This window comes from Neorhizobium sp. 05N33, from assembly GCF_056397445.1.
Window position 1 is genome coordinate 1 of record NZ_JBFTNK010000029.1, and the last position, 21,675, is coordinate 21,675.

The following is a 21,675-nucleotide window of genomic DNA, read 5'->3' on the forward strand; positions in this document are numbered from 1 at the left end:
GCAATGGCGCTCATCAAAACACCAAAACCAGCCGCGGCATGAGCCAGCCCATCCTTCTGCGCCTCCCGCCAAGACCTCCCGGCGGAAAAACAAATCCACAAAAACAAAACCCGCCGAAAATATCGACGGGTTTGTCAGCAGTCTGAGCCCCGCGCCAGCGGGGCTTCGGCTCGTCGTCTTGCTGCTGGCAATCCATCCGAAAGACACAGGCTTGGGGAATGTCTTGATCAGAAAAAGGTCAGTTTGAACGGCGTGACGGCCGCCCCCATGGCGGCGGCGTCGGTTGGAATCTCCGATACGAGGAGTTTGGGGCTTGCACGCCCGACCCCGTACCGAGGTTTTCCGAAGATCCGTGTCCGCTCGATCATCAGGTGAGCCAGATCTGGCGGGATTTGTCCCCCAAAAACGATGGCCTGCGGATCGTACACGGCCCAGATTGCATTCACCAAACGATTATAGGCGGGCGTGATCTCGTCCAGCCACTCGCGAACACCCGGCCATTGGGGGTCGAAGTGCTTTCGAAGATAGGTGATCGAAGGCACTTCGACCCCGTTCTGGTTCAACCGTTCCATGATGAACTGCAGGGCGGGCCGTCGCGTGATTTCCTCGTCCTCATACATCTGCGAGAATTCACCCGCATTGCCGTTGCCGCCGTGCAGCAGTTCGCCGTTGTTGATCAAGCCGCCGCCGAAACCGTAGTTGAAGCTCAGATAGGCGAAGTCCTTGATATAACGGCCTACACCGAACATCGACTCCCCGATCGTACCCGTCTTGCCGCCGTTCAAGGCCCAGACCGGCTTCTCGAAGTAGCGCGTGAGAAGCGGGCCGAGTTCAATCAGCGACCACGCATGCAGCGGAAGGGAGGCATTGAAGCTGGTGCCGCTCACATGAAACCCGGCGATCCCCAACCCGACTCCGAAGAACGCTTCATCCGAGAGGCCCAAAACTTTCTGCTGCTTGCGCACCCAGGCGCGCACAAGTTCGAGGGCCTGATCGACCGTGCGTTCGCGAATCTGCACGTCGGTTCCGCATAAGACCTGTCCGGCAAAGTCCATGAGGCAAACATCGATCACGTCGGTATTGACCGACATCCCGCACGTATACGCGTAGCCTCCCTCGAGCTTCAATATCGGGCTTGGCTGTCCTTTTCCGAGACCCGGTTTGGGTGAGCCAAGTTGAACAATTCCCCGCTCCGCCAGTTGGTCCAGTAGCCTGTGAATGGTCTGCTGCGCGAGATCGCTCAGACCCGTGAGCTCTGTTCTGGAGATGCCCGGATTGCGCCAGATCAGCCGCAAAATGCTGCGCTCGTTGGGGGACGCAACCGCGTCGTCCGTCGCCCGGTAAAAGCGGGGGGCAATCAATGGCTCCGGGGAATAACCCATACGCCTTTCTCCTCAATAAGTTACTGCGGCTAGGTATCAACGGTTGCGGCCAACACGTTCGGTCTACTAGTAGCGTTGATTTTTTCCGACCTCAAGGGCTTGCACTTCGTCATATTATTGTTACTCTAATTGAGTAACTAAGACGTCGCCATCATCGCCGAGGAGGGCTCGGTGACGTTCCAACAGGAGGGCATCATGAAACTTTCCACTCTGGCGGCGTCGGCCGCGCTTTTTGGCTGCGCAGCGTCCGCAAACGCTGCGAACATCGATTTCTGGTACGGCAATATAGGACCTGTCGAAGTGGCCATCAGGGCCCAATGCGATGCGTTCAACGCCGCCCAGAGCGAACATAAGGTCAATTGCGTCGGGCAGGGCAGCTATGAAGTCCTGATGCAGAAGGCGATCGCCGCCTACCGCGCCAAGAATGCTCCGGTCCTGCTGCAGGTTCTCGATGCCGGTACGCTCGACATGATGCTGTCGGGTGCCGTCGAGCCGATCCAGGACCTTCTGCCCGATGTGAAGTGGGATAGCTACATTGCCGGCGCCCGCGCCTATTACGAAACGCCAAAGGGTAAGCTCTTCGCCCAGCCCTATAACGCGTCGACGCTGCTGTTCTATACCAATAAGACCGAACTCGAGAAAGCCGGTATCACCAAGACCCCGGAAACCTGGGAAGAGGTGATCGAGGCTGCTCGCAAACTGAAGGCCGCCGGCAGCACCTGCCCGTTCGTGACCAACGCTGAACCCTGGGTCGTCTTTGAACAGTTCTCGGCCCGCCATGGCCTGCCGATCGCCAGTAAGCACAATGGTTATGATGGCCTGGATGCCGAGTATGTGTTCAACACGACATTGGCCGCCAAGCACCTGACCAACCTCGTGGACTGGCGCAATGAAGGCCTTGTTCGCCTGAACGCAGATACCAAGGGCGGCAACCTTGTCGCCGCGTTCAGCTCGGGCGAATGCGCGATGATCGAGGCGTCGTCCGGTTCGTACTCGACCTTCACCAAAGCCTTCGAGGGCAAATACGAAATCTCCGTCGGCATGGCACCGATGTATCAGGGCCAGGAGCGCCACAACACGCTGGTCGGCGGCGCGTCACTTTACATCATGAAGGGACATGACAAGGCCGAGGTCGAGGGCGCCAAGGCTTTCCTCAATTTCCTGCGCCAGCCTGCCCAGCAGATGTCCTTCGTCGCTGCCACCGGATATGTGCCTGTCACCAACGACGTCCTCGACGCCATTGCCAATAGCCCGGATGCCAAGTCCCCGAAATACGCCACCGCGGCGGTCGGCATCGGGTCGATGAGCAAGCCTGCAACGCCCGACACGCGCGGCATCCGTCTCGGCTCCTACATCCAGTTCCGGCAGATCTGGACGGAAGAAACCCAGAAGGCGTTTGCCGGTCAGCAGACCATGCAGGTCGCGCTCGACAATTCCAAGAAGCGCGGCGACGAACTGCTGCGTCGCTTCCAGCAGACCTACAAGGGCGTAGAACTACCCTGATCCCAATCATGATGCGGGGCTCACTTGCCCCGCATCACTCCCACAATTCGGGGTACGTCATGCTTACTGAATCCACCATGTTCCGGCATCGATGGCTGCCGCTGCTCTTCGTGGCGCCGCTTTTCCTGCTGGTCATTCTGTTTTTCTACGCGCCGGTCTTCCAGGCGTTCTACTGGTCATTCTATCTGGAACGTCCGTTTGGCGGCGGTTCGGAATTCGTCGGCTGGGACAATTTTGCCCGCGTGCTGTCCGATCCGGAGTTCTGGAAAGCCAGCTGGCGCACGTTGATCTTCATGGCGACCGCCTCGTCGCTTGCGGTTCTCGTTCCGCTGATCCTCGCGATCGCTGCCGACCGCGCGGTTCGGATGTCGCTTCCCGCCAGAAACGTCCTGGTCTGGCCGAAGGGCATTGCCGGAGCCTCCATCGGCCTGGTCTTCTCCTTTATCTTCAATCCGTTCGTCGGCGTTCTTACACCACTCAACACGCTGTTTCCCGGCATCTGGAATCCGGGCTTCGACAGTTTCGACGCCTATGTCACGCTGATCGCCGCGCATGTCTGGGGTAATATCCCGTTCAACTTCGTGATCCTTCTCGCCGGCCTTCGCGCCATTCCGCATACGATCGTTCAGGCCGCTGCCATGGATGGCGCCGGCCCATGGCGGCGCATCCTCGATGTCCAACTGCCGTTGATCATGCCGCAGCTTTTCCTGACGCTGGTGCTGGAGTTTACCGAAAGCGTCACCTCTGCCTTCGCGCTGATCGACACGATCACCAAGGGTGGCCCGGGCGGTGCGACGACGCTGCTGGTCTACAAGATCTATCTCGACGGTTTTGGCGCTTATGACCTGTCGGGCGCTTCCACCCAGACCGCGATCCTCATGGTCTTCTTCATCTTCGTCGCCGCTCTGCAGTTCGCGCTGCTCGGCCGTCGCATCAACTACGAGCGCTGAGCCATGGTCGAGAACGCACGCTCCATCAATATCGTCGCGAGCCTGATCCTGATTATCGGCATCGCCTTTATCGCCGGGCCGCTCTACCTGACGCTGACCACCGCATCGCATTCTTACGAATTCATGCTCCAGAATGGTCTCGTCTGGTCTTTCGGCAGTGACTTCCTCGTCAACATCAAGCGGATCTTCACCGAGACGTCGATCCCCTTGCAGATGATCAACAGCCTTGTCGTCGCAACGGGCAACGCCGTCGCGACCTGCGTCCTGTCGTTCCTCTCCGCTTATGCAATTGTCTATTTTCGGGTCCGTTGGGCGAGTGCCGTCTTCGCGCTCATCCTGGCGACCGTGATCCTGCCGCTCGACATGCGGTTCGTCACGACCTATCAGGTCGCATCCAACGTCTTCTCGCCGGTCAATGCCGTCCTCGATGCAACGGGGCTCAATGACCTGATCGCAGCCGTGTTCGGCGCGCCCTTCCATGCGGAATGGAGTATTCTCAATACGCATGTCGGGCTTGTCGTGCCGCTGCTTGCCCACGGCATGGGGACTTTCCTGTTCCGGCAGTTCTTCCTGACCCTGCCTAAGGACCTGTTCAAGGCGGCGCGGATGGATGGTGCTGGACCGATGCGGTTCCTGTTCGACATCCTGCTGCCCCTGTCGCGGACCACATTCGCTTCGCTCTTCGTACTCAGCTTCCTTAGTGGATGGACCCAGTATCTGTGGCCGCTCGTCGCATCCTCGACCGCGGAGATGCAGACGGCAGTCGTGGGTTTGGCGCGGCTTGTCCCAGACGAGGGCGCTGTGCCCGACTATCCGCTGATTATGGCGGGCGCCATCCTCGTATCCATCGTGCCCCTGACGATGATCGCTCTTTTGCAGCGGTATCTCGTCCAGGGTCTGGTTCTATCGGAGAAATGACAATGAACGCCATCGATCCCGCGATCCACATCGCGGCGGCCAATATCAGGCTCGACGGAGTGACGAAATCCTATGGCTCTGTCACCATTATCCCGAAGCTCGACGTCGAGTTCAGGTCAGGGGAGTTCACGGTCGTTCTCGGACCCTCCGGCTGCGGCAAGTCCACGCTGATGCAGATGATCGCCGGTCTCGAAAGAGTGAGCGGCGGCAAGATCGTTATTGGCGACCGGGAAGTCCAGGATCTGGAGCCGAGGGAACGTGGCTGTGCCATGGTTTTCCAGAACTATGCCCTCTATCCGCATATGACGGTCTTCGACAACATCGCCTACAGTCTCAAGATCGCCGGCCTGACCAAGCCTGAACGGCATGCCCGCGTCGATGTCGTCGCGAAGATGCTCGGCCTGACAGATTATCTTGGCCGTAAGCCTGGCCAGCTCTCCGGTGGCCAGCGCCAGCGGGTGGCGATCGGACGGGCGATCGTTCGCGAACCGGCTGTCCTGCTGTTCGATGAGCCATTGTCGAACCTTGACGCCCAATTGCGACACGATACGCGCGTCGAGCTGGCAGACCTACATCGACGGATCGGCGCGACGACGGTGTTCGTCACCCATGATCAGGTCGAGGCGATGACGCTGGCCGACCGGATCCTGATCCTCAACAAGGGTGAGGTCGAGCAATACGATACGCCGAAGGCGATCTACCACAGCCCTGCCTCCGTGTTCGTTGCCAAATTCATCGGCTCGCCGCCGATGAACATTTTAGCCGCGAGCAGTGATGGATCCATGCTGCGTCTGTCCGACGGGCAACCGGTAGCCGAGTGTCACCTGAAGGGCGATTTCCAGCTCGGCGTTCGACCCGAAGACCTCATCATCGGTACTGCTGACGCCGGTCCGGCACTCAAAGCCCATGTTCGCTACAGCGAGGATCTTGGTTCGCACTCCATTCTTGCCGCCGACCTTTCCGGCACGACGGTCCGCATCACCACGCCCTTTGGCTCGCAGGCGCCCGACACCAAGGCGCTGCTCCTGACATGTCCCCAGCAAAAGCTGCATCTGTTCGATGCGCTGACCGGCAAGGCAATCGCAGGGGCGCTCACCGCTACAACGAAAGACCAGAAATGAACTATTTCGACTACATGACCGACCCGCATCGCCAGTGCGCGATCGTCGCCCATCGCGGCGTCTGGCAGGATGCTCCGGAGAACAGCCTTCTTTCGATCCAGCGGGCAATCGACGCAGGGTATGACGTCGTCGAGATCGACGTGCGCCGTACATTGGACGGCGAGTTCGTTCTCCTGCACGACGATACACTGGAGCGCATGGCCGGGATAAGCAGCGAGCCAGAGCAATTGACGCTTCAGGAACTGACCTCCATTTCGCTGCGCAACCGCGACGGCGGGCCGGAAAACGCCTTGACTGGCGAGAGGCTTCCCAGCCTGGGCGATGTATTCGAGATCACCCGCGACAAGATCCTGATCCATCTGGACATCAAGCACCGACACGTCATCCCGGAGGTCTTGGCCTATGCCCAGAAAATGGGTGTCGACCAGCAAGTCGACTTCTGGGCCGATCTGAAGACCGAGGACGACCTCGGCTGGATCAAGGACAATATTGCCTTCCACGACGTCCCGTTCATAGCACGCACGCACCTGGAGCACGACGATGCCGATGAGCAGGTGGAACTTGTCTTCCGGTTGAAGCCGCTGATCTGCGAAGTCTCGTTCAAGGACATCGCGCAGGTCGAGGCGATCAGCCAACGTTTCCAAGACGCCGGCATTACGTTGTGGGTCAACACGCTTGATGGCGTTGCCTCTCCGGGCTTCACGGACACCGCCGCTCTCAAAGATCCCGATGCGATCTGGGGACGGTTGCTGCGGGCCGGGTTTTCCGCCGTGCAGACAGACGAAATGGAGAAGTTGCGCTCCTACATTGCTGCACATCAGCTAGCGACGGCGAGGACCAGGGCATCCGTTTGAGGCCCGTTCATCGCTCAGAAAGAGAGGACGTCGTGGAATTCGATCTTCGAGAACTTGGTGACAAGCTTCGTCAGGCTGCAGGACAAGAAATCCTTCCCCGGTTTCAGCAGGCCAAGAAATTGGATGGTTGCGACCTCGACGTCCGCGCCAAATCGGATGCAACGGATCTGGTCACAGTGGCTGACGAAGCTGCCGAGCGCTTCCTCGCCCAGGAGATTGCACGCATGTTGCCAAACGCGCTGTTCGTCGGCGAGGAAATTGCGTCGAAGGACCCGGGGTTGTTGAATCGCCTTGATAACGCCGAACTGGCGGTCGTTGTCGATCCTCTGGACGGAACGGCGAATTTCGTAGCGGGCATGCCGCTCTTCGGCGTCATGGCGGCGGTCGTGCGGCATGGCAAACCGATCGCCGGCGTCATCTATGATCCGATGAGCGATGACTGGGTCATGGCGGAACAGGGCGGCGGGGCCTTTCTGGTTCGGGGCGACGGGACCGAAAGGAGGCTCCAGATATCGGAGCCGGCACCACTGGCGGAGATGACAGGTTACGTCTCCACGGATTTTCTGCCCGCAGCGGTCAAGCCTGACATTCTGGCAAAGCTCGCGAAACCACGGATGTTCTCCAGTCATCGCTGCGCAGCACACATGTATCGTGCCTTTGCCAGCGGCCACGGCCATTTCGTGATGCTCGACCGGCTGACCCCTTGGGATCATCTCGCTGGCACGCTGATCGCGACAGAGGCCGGCGCTCACGTGGCCTGCCTTGATGGGTCGGCCTACGACGCGACCAAACGCACTGGCGCGCTTTTGACGGCGACGGATCCCGATAGCTGGCAGGTTCTCGTCCGCGAGGTGTTCGCCCACGAGGGCTGGGGCTTTACCGACAAGTCGGCCGCGAGTGATCGGCCCTGGCAGGGCCTGTATGGACACCGAAATAACGGCTGAGCAAGCCGTTGCCTGCCGGCTGGCGCAGTAGAGCCAGCATCCTCCTCCCGGGGACGGCCGCCGCCTGCCTTTAGGCGGACCCTGTGTAAAGCAGGCGGCGGCTCGCCTGGGAGCAACCGCTATTGTTCGTATGGATCAGCCACCACCGCTGTCCCGCGATACCGCGAAAGAGAGGCCGGAGTTGGAAACCACAATCGTGATGATCAACCTGTTCGGCGCGGTCGCCTTGCTGCTGTTCGGTCTGGCGCAAGTCAAGGATGGCGTATCGCGGGCGCTTGGGGCAAAACTCAGGACAGGGCTGGCGTCCGGAACGCGCGGCAGCGTGCGCTCCTTCTTGTCCGGCTTCGTTGCAACGGTGGCGCTGCAGAGCTCGACGGCGACGGCGCTGATGGTTGCTTCGTTCGTGGAGCGTGAACTGGTCAAGCCGCGGATGGCGCAGATCGTGCTGCTCGGTGCCAATGTCGGCACGGCCGTCACCGCCTGGATCGTGGCCACCGGCATCGAGTGGCTCTCGCCGCTCGTGATCCTGGCCGGCATCGTCCTGTATCGCAGCAGCTCGACCAATCGCCAGGGCGGCGGTACGGCACTGATCGGTATCGGGCTGATGTTGCTGTCGCTGCACCTGCTCGGGGCTGCTACCGAACCGATGCGTCATTCGCCGGCGCTCGCCGCCTTCATCGGTCTGCTCGACAATGCGTGGCTGGTCGCGCTCGTCTTCTCGGCCGGTATCGCCTTCGTTTCGTCCTCCAGCCTGGCCGCAGTTGTGCTGATCCTGTCGTTGGCCTCGACCGGCATTCTTTCGGCTGGGCTGATCATCGTGCTGGTGCTCGGCGCCAATCTCGGCGGCGCCATTCCGCCCGTTGTCGCATCGCTTTCAAGGCCGCCATCGGCAAAACGCGTGACGCTCGCCAACCTCATCGTGCGGGCTGCCGGCTGTTTCATCGCACTACCGCTCGCGGGCTACGGCGCCCATCTGCTCGAAATGCTGCCTCTATCGGCTGAAAAATTGCCTGTCGATGCGCATCTTGGCTTCAACGTCGTCCTAGCAGCGATCGCATGGCCGTTCTCCCGGCTCTTGTCGCGTCTGATGATCAACCTGGTACCTGACGAACCGCAGTCCGACAACGGTCCAAAATATCTGGACGCCCAAGAGCTATCTACGCCGGTGATAGCACTCGCCAGCGCCACCCGTGAGGTGCTCGGCATCGGGGATCTTATAGAACGCATGCTGATACACGCCTTCGAGACGTTCGAGAAAAACGACATCTCGACGTCGAACGAGATCCCTTTGCTGGAAAAGCGTGTCGATAGCCTGCAGCAGGAGGTGAAGATCTACCTCTCCAAGCTGGGTCGCGAGGTCCTTACCGAGGAGAACGGCCGCAGGTCGATCGTCATCATCGGCTACGCGATAAACCTGGAGCATATCGGTGACATCATCGAAAAAGGTCTCCTGCCGCAGGTCGTCAAGAAAACCTCGCTCGGCCTGAAGCTCTCGGCGGATGGGTACGAAGAGTTGAAGACGCTCTTCGAACTGACCATCGACAACCTGCGGATCGCCCGGACGATCTTCGTTACCCGCGACTTCAATCTCGCCAGGCAGTTGATGGAAATGAAGGTCGAAGTGCGGCGCATGGAAAAGCAGTCGGCCGAGCGTCATCTCGAACGCCTGCGCGACGGCCGCGCCGACAGCCTGCAAACGAGCTCGCTTCATCTCGACATGCTGCGTGACCTGAAGCGGATCAACGCCCATATCGTCTCGGTCGCCCATCCGATCCTCGACGAGAGCGGATTGCTCATCGAAAGCAGGCTTCGCGATGCCGGGAAACAGCAGCATCCAGTCCATGCTTCGAGCTAACTACCAGCGAGCCATCAGCCAGAGACGAATGGAAATGGAAGGTCTTTCAAGGCGTCGATCCGATATCGATTGTCATCCAATATTCGGCGGTGTCTCCTGCTCCCAAAGTCAGTGAACCATTTTCCGACTTCCCTTCCGGCTCAAATCGCCGCGTCGGCTCGAGCGCCAGAGCATACACGCCGGACTGATAAGCTCTCCAGATGCCGAAGCTCGGTAGAGCCTCACGGGAAAACGAGAGCCGGGCGCGCACTCCACCAAGCAAGGCACTGTTACGCAATTCCACGGACGCCTCCGGCAGATCGCAAACGACATGCGCCTCCTGAAAATAATCCACGAAGTCGGCCCTTGGACGCTTGTCCTCGCCGTTGAACGCTGAGACAAGATCGCGGCTCAGATCGCCGGCGAGCTGCGTCGACTCGTCCAGGAATGGATAGCCGAAGTTCACGTGATAGAGGATCGCATGCGGCGTGGGCCGGAAGCCTTGGTTTTCGACAACGTCGTTGAGGCGGATGGCGTTGCCGAACACATCGATTTGTATGCGCCGGCGAAGAAGAAGGTTCTCTGCGAACACCGAACTCTGCCTGACGACGCCCTCTGCCCAGATGACAGGCGCGCTTGCGCTCCAGTCGATCCCATAACCCGATAGCGTGGCGCGCTGGCTGGAAATCCTCCCATGCAGCGGGTGGAAAACCTGCTTGCGATGTTTGTGGATAAAATGCCCGGCATCACTCCGTTTCGCACCGCCTATATGATCAAGACCGCAAGTGACGATGAAACCATCGAAGTTCCTGTAGAAGCCGACGCCATCTTCCGCATCGAGCGAATTCGGCGGCCACGGCAAGCCGTTCGCACTGTTCCACCCGATGTTGATCCCGCGCCAGGTCGCACTGGAAATATCGAAACCTCGATCCAGCGCGATCTCAAACCCAATGCCGTTCGCGTTTCGAACGACGAGCAGCCGCTGTCCTGTCCCTGGGCCGTCTTCCATCTGCAACAGCCGAATGTCCGCGACACCCCTGCCGTCTACAGTGCGCTGTCGCAATTCCGCCGGCGGCAGTGCCCGAACGGCCCGGAGATCTCTTTCAGCGCCGCCAGTCATGGGAGTTCCTTCGGCATCAGACTGCTGCCGACACTTTTTGCAGCAATGGGCGCACCTTTTGCAGGAACTCTTCGCTGCCGCAGGCGAACCGCAGCTTTGCCTGGAGCTCGGTACGATCCCAGTCGATTGTATGGGAGACACCGAGATTGGCGAGAATGGGCAGTCCGGCCATCACATCCCAGGTCGAGTCCCCGAGCGCCACGTAGCCGTCGGTCTCGCCCATCGCGACTTCGATCAGCGAGAGGGTCGATGATCCGCAGCAGCGGAAACTGATGCGTAACTCGTCGGAAATATAGCGTACGACCTCCAGGCGATCTTCGGTGGCGATCGAAGGATGCAGACCGATACCCGCGGAGGCCTGCGAGAGATCAAGAGCAGGCAGAGCCGGCATCGGTTGACCGTTCAACCGTGTTTCGACGGCCGTTCCCCCGATCAACATCAGATCGCGGACAGGAGCATAAATCACGCCAAAGACTGGCCGGCGGTGTTCGTAGAGGCCGATGGAAATCGCCCAATTCTGGCCACCACGGACAAAATTGAACGTCCCATCAATCGGATCGATGACCCAGGTCCGACCGGAAGCGCCCGCGATTTCGCCGCCCTCTTCGCCGTAGACGCCGTCATCCGGAAACGCATGACGCAAGCTGGCTATCAGAAACTCCTCAACTTGCCTGTCAGCTTTGGTCACGAGGTCGAGGTGTCCCTTCTTCTCGACCGGCAGACTGGCCAGCGACCGGAAGTGGGTGAGGGCGAGTTCACCAGCCTTGCGCGCAATCTCTTCGAGGATTGCCTCAACCGTTCGCCCTATCGGCTCCGAAATATGCAAGTCAGCCATTGGCTTCGTCCCGAAGCCTTGCGACCTGCGCCACATCGTCACTGATGAGCTGATCCAGCTGGCCTTCGCGGATCCATTGAACCACATTGGCCTCGATGTCGACGCCATATTCCTTCAGGTCTTTCAGCCGTTCCGGGCGCGGCACATGCAGGAAGGCGGCGACACCACCGTCATGAAGCTGGCGTGCCTCACCGCTCGGAAAGTGATGGATCTCAAGATTGATGGCATCGAGGTTCGCCTCGCGCGCAATCGCTACCGGGTCGATGAGGCGCGAATGCGACAGGCCGACGGTGGGCACTTCCGGTATCGCCTTCTTCAGCGCCCCTAGCTGGGCGAAATCGAAGGAGGAGAACTGCAGAAGATCGGCGCAACCCAGTTCGTCAATAAGCGCCCGCAGCTTCGGGAAGAACACGTCGTCGCGATCGTAGGTCTTGAGTTCCAGCTGGTAGATGATGCCCAGTTCGCGAGCGAGCTGCAGGGCCTCCTTCAGAAGTGGAATACGCTCTCCTGCAAATTCCTCACCGAACCAACGGCCGGCGTCGAGAGCGGCAATCTCGGAGTAGGTCATGTTGCGGATGAGGCCGTGACCGTTGGTGGTGCGGTCTACGGTTTCATCGTGGATCAGGACGAGCTCGCCATCGCTGGTGATCCGCAGATCCGTCTCGCAGGTAACACCTTGTCCTGCAATTTCATGGGCCTTTCGGAAGGCAGCGAGCGTATTTTCCGGAGCGCCTGCGCTATGACCCCGGTGGCCGGCCAAACGCATCGTCGCCGATGTCATTCTGAGTGGATTCATGTTTTTTCCTTTTCTAGGACAGGCGCGACACACCCAAGCCACAGCGCGTAACAAAATTGACGCTCCAGCCGACATCGTCGCAGACCAGCATGTCGATCAGTCCCGCGCGCAGATAGGCGCTTAGCTCTTCGAAATAGTCGACGCCATAGCCGCGCCTGATCGCGAAGAATTCCGGCGGGGGCACGTAATGGCTGACGGCGACGTTGGCGGCATGAAGACCCTCGGCGATATCGGCGGCGAACTGCGGATAGTCGGTGTTCATGACGTCCATCGATGCCGAGCGTGCGGCTGCGGCCGGCTCGACCAGGCGATGATAGTTGATGCCCATCGTGCGGATGCCGGGCGCAATCCTTTTGACGTCGCGCAGCACCACGTAGTCAAACGAACTGATCAGCACCCGTTCGAACATGCGGGCTTCCTTCAGCAGTCCGATCACCTGCTCCAGGTAGGCCGTGCCCTCAAACTTGTCCTTGATCTCAATGATCAAGCCCATTTCGAGGTCTCGGCAATATGCAAGAACGTCTTCGAACAACTCGATCGGTTGGCCCTCGATCGCCATGCCATTGCGGGCTCTGGTTCGAAACTGTGCGATCTGTGCATAGTCGAGTTGCGAAATGATGCCTGTGCCCGTCGATGCATTGTCGAGAATGTCATCGTGAAACACGACGAGCCGACCGTCTCGCGTCATACGCAGGTCGATTTCGCACAGTGACGCGCCGAGTTCGGCGGCGCGGCGGAAAGCCGGGCGGCTGTTCTCGTGGCCGCCGACAACATGCCCGCGGTGGCCACAAATGAGAATGCGGCCGGAGCGCGAAGGGAGGAGGTCAAACATCTTTTCTCTTTCTAGCGCAGGCGGGCGTCGAAACGGTCGCGCAGATAGTCGCCGAGCAAGCTGATGGATAAGGTTGTGAGCACGATCATCAGTCCCGGAAGAGCTGTGAGCCACCACGCGATGGCGAGATAATTCCGCCCATCAGCCACCATGAGCCCAAGGCTGGTGGCCGGCGGCTGGATTCCCAGGCCGAGGAAGCTCAACCCACTCTCCAGGAGAATGATCTCGGGAAAATTGACCGTCAGTTGGACGATGAGCGGACCTGCGATGTTCGGCAGAATGTGACGCAGGTAGATGCGCAGGGATGGAACGCCGACGATGCGAGCCGCCTCCGCATATCCCTCCTGGTTGGCGCTCAGCACCAGCCCACGACTGAGCCGCGCATAGCGCTCCCAATTCGCGACGCCCACGAGGAACACGAAAAGCAGCGGGCTCGATCCAAAGAGTGCCAGCACCCCGAGCGCAATGATGATGAAGGGTACAGACGACATGGCGTCGGCGAAACCCATGATCAGATTATCGATCCAGCCATGGAAATGTGCGGCCAGGAAGCCGAGGCTCGTGCCGATGACTGCGCAGATCAACGATCCAATGAAAGCGATCATTAGCGTCGTCTGGGTGGCGATCAGCAGGTTGCTGAGCACATCTCTTCCGAGATAGTCCGTTCCGAACAGGTGGCCTGCAAGGCTACCCGGCGGCGCAAAACGCGAGATAGGAGCCTGTTGCAGATAATTGTAAGGCGCCACCCAATGTGCCGTCACGCCGATGAGAACGACCGCGATAATCCATGCCGCGCATATGCAGATGCTAACCGGCACATTAGGCGCCAAAGGCCGAGCCTTTCGCAGATTGGCAGCGTTATCTTTCATTGCTTTGAAGCCTGATCTTCGGATTGAGGACAGCGTAGAGGATATCGACGATCAGGTTGATCGTGACCATGAAGGCGGTGAAGAGAATGATCATTGCCTGCACCACGTTGAGGTCGCCGGAACTCGTGGCGCGCACGAAACCACTGCCCAGGCCCGGCCAGCCGAACACAGGCTCGATCAGCGCCGCTCCTCCGAGCAAACCGCCGGCGATGAAGCCCAGCATCGTGACCATCGGTATCGCCGCGTTCGGAAGCGCGTGGCGCAAGATGATATCCCATTCCGGCACCCCGTCGGCGCGAGCCGCGGCGATATAGGGTTGGCCCAACACATCGATGAGCGTCGATCGGGTAAATCGCGCGACGCCTGCAGCATTGAAGAGGGCAAACGTTGCGATAGGCAGGATCGCATGTTTGAAGGTGGAGCTTCCCGAACTCGGCAAGACGCGCAGCCAGACCGCGAATATGAAGATCAAGGCAAGTCCGAGCAGAAAATTCGGAACGCTGTATCCAAGAACCGCGCCTGCCATGACTGCTTTGTCGGAAGCCGTCTCACGCCGTACCGCGGCGAGAATTCCCGCGGGAATACCGATGAGCATACTCAGCACGAAGGCCGATACGGTCACCAGCAACGTTTTCGGCACGCGTTCGGCAATGACCGCGAATACCTCGCGGCCGTCGGCAAAGGACGTCCCAAAATCGCCTCGGATCGCGTGGCTCCAGTAAATGAGAAACTGTTCCGGAATGGACTTGTCCAGCCCCCAGTTAATGCGAAACGCCGCCAGTGCCTCTGGCGTCGCGACATCGGAGAGAATCTGTTCGGCCGGATCGCCACTCAACCGCAGAACGATGAAGACGAAGGTTACGGTGAGGAAGAGGACCACAAGGGCTCGAACAGTTCGTGCGAGGATGAAGCTCATCATTGCGCGATCTCCCTCTGCGGGATGATTTCGCGTGGAAGTTCCTCGGCGCGGTGACAGGCTACCTTTTGGTCGCCAGCCTGGCGAAGCGTCGGCGTTTCGGAAACGCATCGGTCGATGGCGAACGGACAGCGCGACCGGAAGGGGCATCCTTTTGCAAGCGTGCTGAAATCGAGTTCGCCCTGGATGGGTGGTTCCACGTTTCGAATGCGCGGGTCCATCGTCGGCACGGACGCAAGCAATGCCCTCGTGTACGGATGACGAGGCCACGCGTAGACCGATCTGATGTCGCCAGTCTCGACGACACGGCCGAGATACATGACGGCGATGCGATCAACCAGGTGCCGGACAATGCGCAGGTCGTGGGTGATGAAGACATAGGCGAGGTCCAGTTCCTGCCAAAGCGATCTCAGGATCGAGACCACCTGCGCCTGAACCGACACATCCAGGGCCGACACGGCCTCGTCGAATACGACGAGCTCCGGGTCGAGGATCAAAGCGCGCGCGATGACGACGCGCTGGCGCTGGCCGCCGGACATCTGATGGGGAAAACGGCCCATCATCCCAGTTGGAAGCCCAACCCTTTCCAGCATCGCGGCGGCGCGATCGCGGGCCCCCGTGCGATCGGCCAGATGATGTACCCAGACGGCCTCCGCCACCTGCTCGCCAATCATCATTTGAGGGTTCAGAGCAGACAATGGGTTCTGCTGCACCAGGGAGGTCTGCATCCGAAACTTCGACCAGTCTCGTGAGGTGCGTTCCGTATGGGGTACTCCTTCGAACCGGACCTCGCCCACGGTGGGAGGCGTGAGACCGAGGATAAGGCGACCTAAAGTCGACTTGCCACTGCCGGATTCGCCGACAACGCCGATGCGCTCTCGTTTGGCGAGATCCAGTTCGACAGAATCCACCGCCACCTGACTGGACGCCTTTGCGAACAGGCCGGATTTCAACCGGAAGACCTTGGTCAGGTCGCGGGCTTGAAGGAGAGGGGTGTTCATGCGCTCACCGGATGATAACACCAGGCCTCATGAAGGGGCTCGACGCTTGCGGGACCGGGAAAGCTGGCTGTGCACCGGTCGCTCGCGCGCGGGCAGCGCGGATGATAGTAGCATCCAGCTGGAAGGTTCTCGAGAAGCGGAACCGATCCGGGGATAGGGACCGGCGGCTCAAGGTCGTCGGGATCGATCGTCGGCATGCAATCGATCAAAGCCCGAGCATAAGGGTGTGCCGCCCGCTCGAGCAAGTCGACCACGGGGGCTGTCTCAATGATCTTGCCACAGTACATTACCGCCGCGCGATCAGCCAATCGCGCGATGACTCCCAGATCGTGCGATACGATCAACAAAGCCATGCCCGTTTCGGCTCTCAGTTCTTCCAGCAAGTGGAGGATCTGAGCTTGGGTCGTGACGTCGAGCGCAGTTGTCGGTTCATCGGCAATGAGTAACGCGGGCTTGGCAGCCAGAGCATGCGCGATCATCACGCGTTGGTTCATGCCGCCTGAGAATTGGTGGGGATAGGAGCGCAGGCGGCTCTTTGCCTGGTCGATGCCCACGCGTTCAAGCAGCCGCATTGCTTCCAGCCGCGCATCATTACCCCTCAGCCCCTGATGGCGGCTGAGGCTGGATTCCAGATAGTAGCCGATCGTGTGAACAGGATTGAGGCTGCTCGTGGGATCCTGGAAGATCATCGCGATCGTCGGATCCTTTCGTTTGCCGGAGCCGCGACCGTCACTGGCCAGTGTTATTGTCCCACCGGTTTGAGCTACGGCGCGCGGCAATGCCTTTGCGATCGCATAACAGGTCATGCTCTTGCCGCAACCGGATTCACCAACCAGCCCGAGCGTCTGCCCGGCGGCCAGCGAAAAGCTGATCCCATCGATGATTCTTACCGCTCGCCCCGGCACCTGAACCACCAGATCACGAACCGTCAAAAGATCTGACAACTGCTGTTCCTCCCAAGGACGGCGCACACTCCAATGCGCCGCCGTTCGCCTTGTGACCCTCAGCCGAAGCTGAGATTGTTTGCCCGCAATTCCATCGTTTCGAAGCTCACCGGCTTCCAGTGCACATCCTTGCGTGCGGCGTAGACATCGAACGGCTGATAGAGAATGACAGCCGGCGCCTCGTCCTCGAAGATGTCGCGCATGCGGTTGAAGGCGTCGAACCGCTCCTGACCGTCGGGCAATTGCGATACCTTCACAGCCAGTTCGTTGAATTCGGCCGGCGCCTTCCAACCCCACCGCTTCTGCACACCGCCCTGTGGCCCGAACTCGGAGACGATGGTGTTGAGGGCATCGGTCAAGGACAGGCCGTTCGACCAGTTCCTGATCCAGACATTCTCGTCCTTTGCCGTCGTCCCGGGCGCGTAGATCTCGGGGACGACATTGATGCCGATCTCCTTCCACATCTCGATCATCATCATCAGTGCAGGGACGGCATTGGCATAATAGTTGCCCATCGTGCGATAGGTGATTGGCGTCCCGTCGTAGCCGCTTTCCTTCACGAGGCGCTTGGCCTCCTGGACATTGTATTCCATCGGCCGCCGTTTGGGATCGAAGGTGGCGCCGTAATGGGGGAAGTTGAAGCCGTTGGGAATCGAGGCGAGGTTCTTCCACAGGGACTCGACCATCACAGGCCGGTTGACGGCAAGCGCCATTGCGCGGCGGAGCGCCTTTGCCTTGAAGACTGGCTGGTTCATGTTGAACGTGAACATGTGGAAGTTCTCGATCAACGTACCGCGGGTCTCCAGATCCGGGTAGCTGTTGATGAGTGCCATGTCGTCCGGCGTCAGCGTCGTGACAATATCGTATTCGCCGCTGATCAGCCCGGCAACGCGCGTCGCCGGCTCCGCAACGACCTGGTAGGTGATTTTGGATGCAGTCGGCTTGTCACCCCAATACCCATCGTTGGCTTCAAGAACCACGCGGTCGCCGGCAACGAACTCGACGAACCTATAAGGGCCGGTGCCAATCGGCTTGTTGCCGAACGCGACCGCCCCAAGTCCCTTGTAATAATCCTTGGGAACGATACGGCCGACCCAGGAGGCCACGATCTTTTCGATCAGATAGGAAGGCGTCCTGGTGCGCAGGACGACGGTATACTTGTCCTCCACCACCGGTTCATCCCAATCGGGCGAGAAGTTGCGGCCGTTTGGAATGGTCTTGATCGCCTCGTTACCCCACAACCGTTCCGAAGAGAACGTGTAGGCGACGTCGTCCGCGGTCATCTCCACACCATTGTGGAACTTTACGTTCTTGCGCAGATTGAAGCGCACTGACTTGTCATCAAGGCGTTTCCAGCTCTCGGCCAGAGCGGGCACGAGTTCGGTGCTGTTTCCAGGCGCCCCGTTGTGGAACCAGTCGCGGGCAATAAGGGTGTCGAAAATCTGCGCAACGATACGAACCCCGGTGTTGCTGATTGCGTTGACCGGCTCCAGCGAACCGGGCAGGCCGTTCACCCCGAGGCGAAGTTCGCGCCGCTCCTGGCCAAAGGCAAGATTGACGCCAGACGTCGATGCCAGCACCGCCGCTGCACTCACGCCGATCATGAAGTTTCTGCGATTACTTCTGAGCATTGTTCTCTCCCTGCCTTGTTTGAATGCTGTTGATGGGTAGCGGACACATCGGACCCTAGTTCGCGATGACGAACTTCTTCCGCAGTTTCTCCGGCACATTATCGATGATGCTCTTGGCGCCGGCGTCTGTGACGATCACGCCTACGTCCTCGATTTTCGCGACGACCGAGAGGCTTGACCTCGTGAACTTCGAGTGGTCCGCCACCACGATGACGCGCCTCGACACCTCGATCATGGCCTGCTCGACGCTGGCGTTCTGAGGCGATCCCGTGCAGATCAACCCGCGATCGAGGTCGATCGAAGCGGCGTTGAGGATCAGCTTGTCGACGTTGAACTGCCGGATGAAATGCTCTGCCAGGGGACCCCGGAAGGACCGGTTCGTGTCGGCGTATTCGCCTCCGACGACATAGATGCTCTTCGCCTCGCCACGGATCAGTTCGGCGATGATGTCGGCGCCGTTTGATATAAGGGTGAGGTCTGTACGTCCCACCAGCAGCTTTGCAACTTCCAGTGCCGTTGTGCCGGCATCCAGGAGAACGGCATCGCCGTCGGCGATCATTGCGGCGGCTGTCGCCGCGATTGCCGTCTTCTCTGCCTGATGCGACACGGCGCGAACCGCGTTACTGGGGTCCTGCGCCACCTGATTGATGCTGACGGCACCGCCATGGGTCCTGCGCAAGAGCCCGGCTTCTTCGAGTTCACCGAGGTCTCGACGGGCAGTCGCGACAGAGATCTGAAATCGCTTGGTAAGCGTGCGGATGTCGAGGAAAAGCTCGTCGTTCAACAACTCGACAATTTTTGCCTGGCGGTCTTCAGCGGTGTTGAGCAAAGGCTTGTTCCGTTTCAACATATGACGTATATCGCTCATAGCGAGCGAAATGCATCTTTGTCAAGTGAAGAGCCTGTGAAGGTTTTATGACTGATGAATAGGGATTTCGACCAAATCCATCTCCTATTGCCTGTTTGAGACGTGGTGCTATTTTCGTATTCTGCTCCCGTTTGTGATCGATATCGCTCAAACAAGAGATGAATGAAGGCGGATCAACGGAAGCGCCGGAAGGCCGATGTCACAGGTGAATTGTTGCGCTCAGGTGGCTGGCGTAGTTTCCAACCGTTTGCGGTTTGGCTGTCAGTGACTGCAGAAACGCAACGATGTCTTTCGACCTGATCGTGGAGCAGGGGATGTTGGCGATGTCGTAGTTCTTGATCGATTTCAACACCTGCGCCTTTGTGCGACCTATATCCTTGATGGACTCCTCTGTGTAGCGATCGATGGCTTTCGCCAATGTCGGGTCAACTGCAATAGCGCCGGCGATAGCTCCCGGCTTCGCGAGTTCCCGCTTACGCTTCTTCATCCACGCAGCGGCCGCCGGCCGTCTGTTAAAAGTCTCCGTCTCGTGATAAGTCACGCCATCCCGCATAACTCGCACGCGTGCCATGTAGCTGACGCTGCCATCTTTTCGCGCGCGCAGGGTGGTAGCGCCCATGACCGCATCCTCGTTTGGTAGATGGCGATAACAGTTAGTACAATGTATCAAGCCCATGTCCGAAACGGGCGGATTTGGTACAAGATGAGCTTGAACAAGACGGAGAACAGAGTGTTCCAAGAGCCTGTAAAACAAGAAAAAAATAGATATCTCAAGGCTCCCGTCTTCGCCGTTGCGCCGATGATCGATTGGACGGACAGGCATTGCCGTTTCCTGCATCGGCAGTTGTCGAAGAACGCGCTGCTCTATACCGAGATGGTGGTGGCCGACGCGATCATTCATGGGCCGCGCGACAGGCTCTTGTCTTTTTCGCCGGCCGAACATCCGGTTGCGCTGCAGCTCGGCGGCTCGGATCCGGCAAAGCTTGCCGAGGCGGTGCGGATCGCGGCCGATTACGGATATGACGAGATCAACCTCAATGTCGGCTGCCCGTCGGACCGGGTGCAGTCGGGCACTTTTGGCGCCTGCCTGATGCGCGATCCGGCGCATGTGGCCGACCTCGTTTCGGCGATGAAGCGGGTGTCGAGCGTGCCGGTCACCGTGAAATGCCGGATCGGCGTCGACGACCAGGAGCCGACGGACGTGCTGCCGGACTTTCTCGCCCGAGTGATCGGCGCGGGGGCGGATGCCGTCTGGATCCATGCCCGCAAGGCCTGGCTGCAGGGGCTGTCGCCGAAGGAAAACCGCGAGGTGCCGCCGCTCGACTACGAGCTGGTCCATGCCATGAAGCGGGAAAATCCAGACGTGTTCATCGGCATCAACGGCGGCATCGCCGATCTGGAACAGGCGGCCAACCATCTCGCCCATATGGACGGGGTGATGCTCGGCCGCGCCGCCTATCACAATACCGGAATGCTGGCCGGCGTGGATGCATTTCTGGCGGGTGGCGGTCGCGAAGGGGCTCCGGATGTCGACTGGCCGGCGCTCTGCGATACGATGATGGCCTACGCGGCGGAGCTGATCGAGCGGGGCGGGCGGCTGCATCACGTCACAAGGCACATGGTCGGGCTGTTCCAGGGTTTTGCCGGCGCGCGGCGGTTTCGCCAGATACTCTCCACCGACGCCACCCGACCGGGGGCCGGACCGGAGGTCATCGCGGCGGCCTTTGCGGTGGTGGACATCGACGGCGGCCCTCGGGTTCAACCCGAGGAAAAGAGGCTGGCGGGGTGAGGGCGGAGATTTTCGAGTTCCCATCGGACACACTCCTCCCTTGGCGATCTTCGGTTTCTTTTCGTTATCCTCGGGGTGAGCAAAGCGAGACCCGAGGATCGGACAGGGCGCTGAAAGCTGCCTCTTAAGATAAGTAATAAGTGACACCTCTCAGCGCCCCGTTCGGCGGTTTATATCCGCGACTTCGGTCCCTCTGCGATGACGGGGGTTGTGGGAACGGTTGCGTGCCCCTTCGAAGGGGGTGTCATGCACGCTCGCAGACCAGGATGCCGCAGGCCATGACCGCCGCCCGGCATCGTCTTCCACCTGCACCGCACAATCCGGGTTTTTTGAAAAACCCTCGGACGCCGCGCGGCGCGGCCCCATCACCCTGTGTGCCTCACAGGCACGCCCGACGCACCATGACGGAAAACGAAACGAGAAGTCGGTCCGACAGCTTCTCATCCGTCCCGCGTCGCCGGAGGGAGACCATTTTCCGCGAACCCGAACGCCAAGGTTTTGCGTCTTGCCCTTGACGTCCGCGCCGGTCCCGCCTCGCCGGCACGCCTGCCGGTGTATCCGCGACGGA

At 59.8% G+C, this 21,675-nt stretch carries 20 protein-coding genes; 8 read left to right on the forward strand and 12 right to left on the reverse strand.

Annotation, left to right across the window (positions count from 1 at the left end; translation table 11 throughout):
• Positions 1-227 precede the first annotated feature (227 nt).
• On the reverse strand, positions 228-1,382 hold the full coding sequence (locus tag AC1DLT_RS30335; RefSeq protein ID WP_477489186.1) for an ROK family transcriptional regulator: 1,155 nt from the start codon (positions 1,380-1,382) through the stop codon (positions 228-230).
• 195 nt (positions 1,383-1,577) lie between these two features.
• On the opposite strand from AC1DLT_RS30335, the gene AC1DLT_RS30340 reads away from it, so the two are divergent.
• The 7 genes from AC1DLT_RS30340 (at position 1,578) to AC1DLT_RS30370 (ending at position 9,527) form a co-directional block, all read left to right on the forward strand.
• Complete coding sequence (locus tag AC1DLT_RS30340) at positions 1,578-2,885, forward strand: extracellular solute-binding protein (protein ID WP_477489187.1); 1,308 nt, start codon at positions 1,578-1,580, stop codon at positions 2,883-2,885.
• Between the two features lie 59 nt (positions 2,886-2,944).
• Positions 2,945-3,835 carry a carbohydrate ABC transporter permease gene (locus AC1DLT_RS30345; RefSeq protein ID WP_477489188.1) on the forward strand — a complete coding sequence of 297 codons (891 nt, stop codon included), beginning with the start codon at positions 2,945-2,947 and terminating at the stop codon, positions 3,833-3,835.
• A gap of 3 nt (positions 3,836-3,838) precedes the next feature.
• Entirely contained in the window at positions 3,839-4,753 is a 915-nt protein-coding gene (locus AC1DLT_RS30350) for an ABC transporter permease subunit (RefSeq protein ID WP_477489189.1), read from the forward strand.
• A gap of 2 nt (positions 4,754-4,755) precedes the next feature.
• Entirely contained in the window at positions 4,756-5,874 is a 1,119-nt protein-coding gene (locus AC1DLT_RS30355; protein WP_477489190.1) for an ABC transporter ATP-binding protein, read from the forward strand.
• Positions 5,871-6,728 (forward strand): glycerophosphodiester phosphodiesterase family protein, encoded by an 858-nt coding sequence (locus tag AC1DLT_RS30360; RefSeq protein ID WP_477489191.1) that lies wholly within the window; start codon positions 5,871-5,873, stop codon positions 6,726-6,728. The genes AC1DLT_RS30355 and AC1DLT_RS30360 overlap by 4 nt, the downstream gene beginning before the upstream one ends.
• 32 nt (positions 6,729-6,760) lie before the next feature.
• On the forward strand, positions 6,761-7,672 hold the full coding sequence (locus AC1DLT_RS30365) for an inositol monophosphatase family protein (RefSeq protein ID WP_477489192.1): 912 nt from the start codon (positions 6,761-6,763) through the stop codon (positions 7,670-7,672).
• 181 nt (positions 7,673-7,853) lie between these two features.
• On the forward strand, positions 7,854-9,527 hold the full coding sequence (locus tag AC1DLT_RS30370; RefSeq protein ID WP_477489193.1) for a Na/Pi cotransporter family protein: 1,674 nt from the start codon (positions 7,854-7,856) through the stop codon (positions 9,525-9,527).
• A 46-nt stretch (positions 9,528-9,573) separates the two neighbouring features.
• Here the strand turns inward: AC1DLT_RS30370 and AC1DLT_RS30375 are convergent, their stop codons facing one another.
• From AC1DLT_RS30375 to AC1DLT_RS30425, 11 genes are all read right to left on the reverse strand, one after another.
• On the reverse strand, positions 9,574-10,626 hold the full coding sequence (locus tag AC1DLT_RS30375) for an aldose 1-epimerase family protein (RefSeq protein WP_477489194.1): 1,053 nt from the start codon (positions 10,624-10,626) through the stop codon (positions 9,574-9,576).
• Between the two features lie 16 nt (positions 10,627-10,642).
• Positions 10,643-11,461 (reverse strand): inositol monophosphatase family protein, encoded by an 819-nt coding sequence (locus AC1DLT_RS30380; protein WP_477489195.1) that lies wholly within the window; start codon positions 11,459-11,461, stop codon positions 10,643-10,645.
• Positions 11,454-12,257: a glycerophosphodiester phosphodiesterase gene (locus AC1DLT_RS30385; protein ID WP_477489196.1), complete on the reverse strand. Its 804-nt coding sequence runs from the start codon at positions 12,255-12,257 to the stop codon at positions 11,454-11,456. The genes AC1DLT_RS30380 and AC1DLT_RS30385 overlap by 8 nt, the downstream gene beginning before the upstream one ends.
• Positions 12,258-12,270: 13 nt before the next feature.
• Complete coding sequence (locus tag AC1DLT_RS30390; protein WP_477489197.1) at positions 12,271-13,089, reverse strand: glycerophosphodiester phosphodiesterase; 819 nt, start codon at positions 13,087-13,089, stop codon at positions 12,271-12,273.
• An 11-nt stretch (positions 13,090-13,100) separates the two neighbouring features.
• Positions 13,101-13,958, reverse strand: a complete 858-nt coding sequence (locus AC1DLT_RS30395) for an ABC transporter permease (protein ID WP_477489198.1) — start codon at positions 13,956-13,958, stop codon at positions 13,101-13,103.
• Positions 13,948-14,877, reverse strand: a complete 930-nt coding sequence (locus AC1DLT_RS30400; protein ID WP_437354067.1) for an ABC transporter permease — start codon at positions 14,875-14,877, stop codon at positions 13,948-13,950. The genes AC1DLT_RS30395 and AC1DLT_RS30400 overlap by 11 nt, the downstream gene beginning before the upstream one ends.
• Positions 14,874-15,827 (reverse strand): oligopeptide/dipeptide ABC transporter ATP-binding protein, encoded by a 954-nt coding sequence (locus tag AC1DLT_RS30405; RefSeq protein WP_477489199.1) that lies wholly within the window; start codon positions 15,825-15,827, stop codon positions 14,874-14,876. Before AC1DLT_RS30405 ends, AC1DLT_RS30400 begins: the two co-directional genes overlap by 4 nt.
• Positions 15,828-15,871: 44 nt before the next feature.
• The gene (locus AC1DLT_RS30410; RefSeq protein WP_477489200.1) at positions 15,872-16,819 is read right to left on the reverse strand and encodes an ABC transporter ATP-binding protein; all 948 of its coding nucleotides are present in this window, start codon (positions 16,817-16,819) and stop codon (positions 15,872-15,874) included.
• A 59-nt stretch (positions 16,820-16,878) separates the two neighbouring features.
• Complete coding sequence (locus AC1DLT_RS30415) at positions 16,879-18,450, reverse strand: ABC transporter substrate-binding protein (RefSeq protein ID WP_477489201.1); 1,572 nt, start codon at positions 18,448-18,450, stop codon at positions 16,879-16,881.
• 55 nt (positions 18,451-18,505) lie between these two features.
• On the reverse strand, positions 18,506-19,279 hold the full coding sequence (locus tag AC1DLT_RS30420; RefSeq protein ID WP_477489202.1) for a DeoR/GlpR family DNA-binding transcription regulator: 774 nt from the start codon (positions 19,277-19,279) through the stop codon (positions 18,506-18,508).
• 238 nt (positions 19,280-19,517) lie between these two features.
• Positions 19,518-19,937, reverse strand: a complete 420-nt coding sequence (locus tag AC1DLT_RS30425) for a hypothetical protein (protein ID WP_477489203.1) — start codon at positions 19,935-19,937, stop codon at positions 19,518-19,520.
• A gap of 111 nt (positions 19,938-20,048) precedes the next feature.
• Between AC1DLT_RS30425 and dusA the strand changes: the two genes are divergently transcribed.
• Positions 20,049-21,107 (forward strand): tRNA dihydrouridine(20/20a) synthase DusA, encoded by a 1,059-nt coding sequence (dusA, locus tag AC1DLT_RS30430; RefSeq protein WP_477489204.1) that lies wholly within the window; start codon positions 20,049-20,051, stop codon positions 21,105-21,107.
• Positions 21,108-21,675 lie beyond the last annotated feature (568 nt).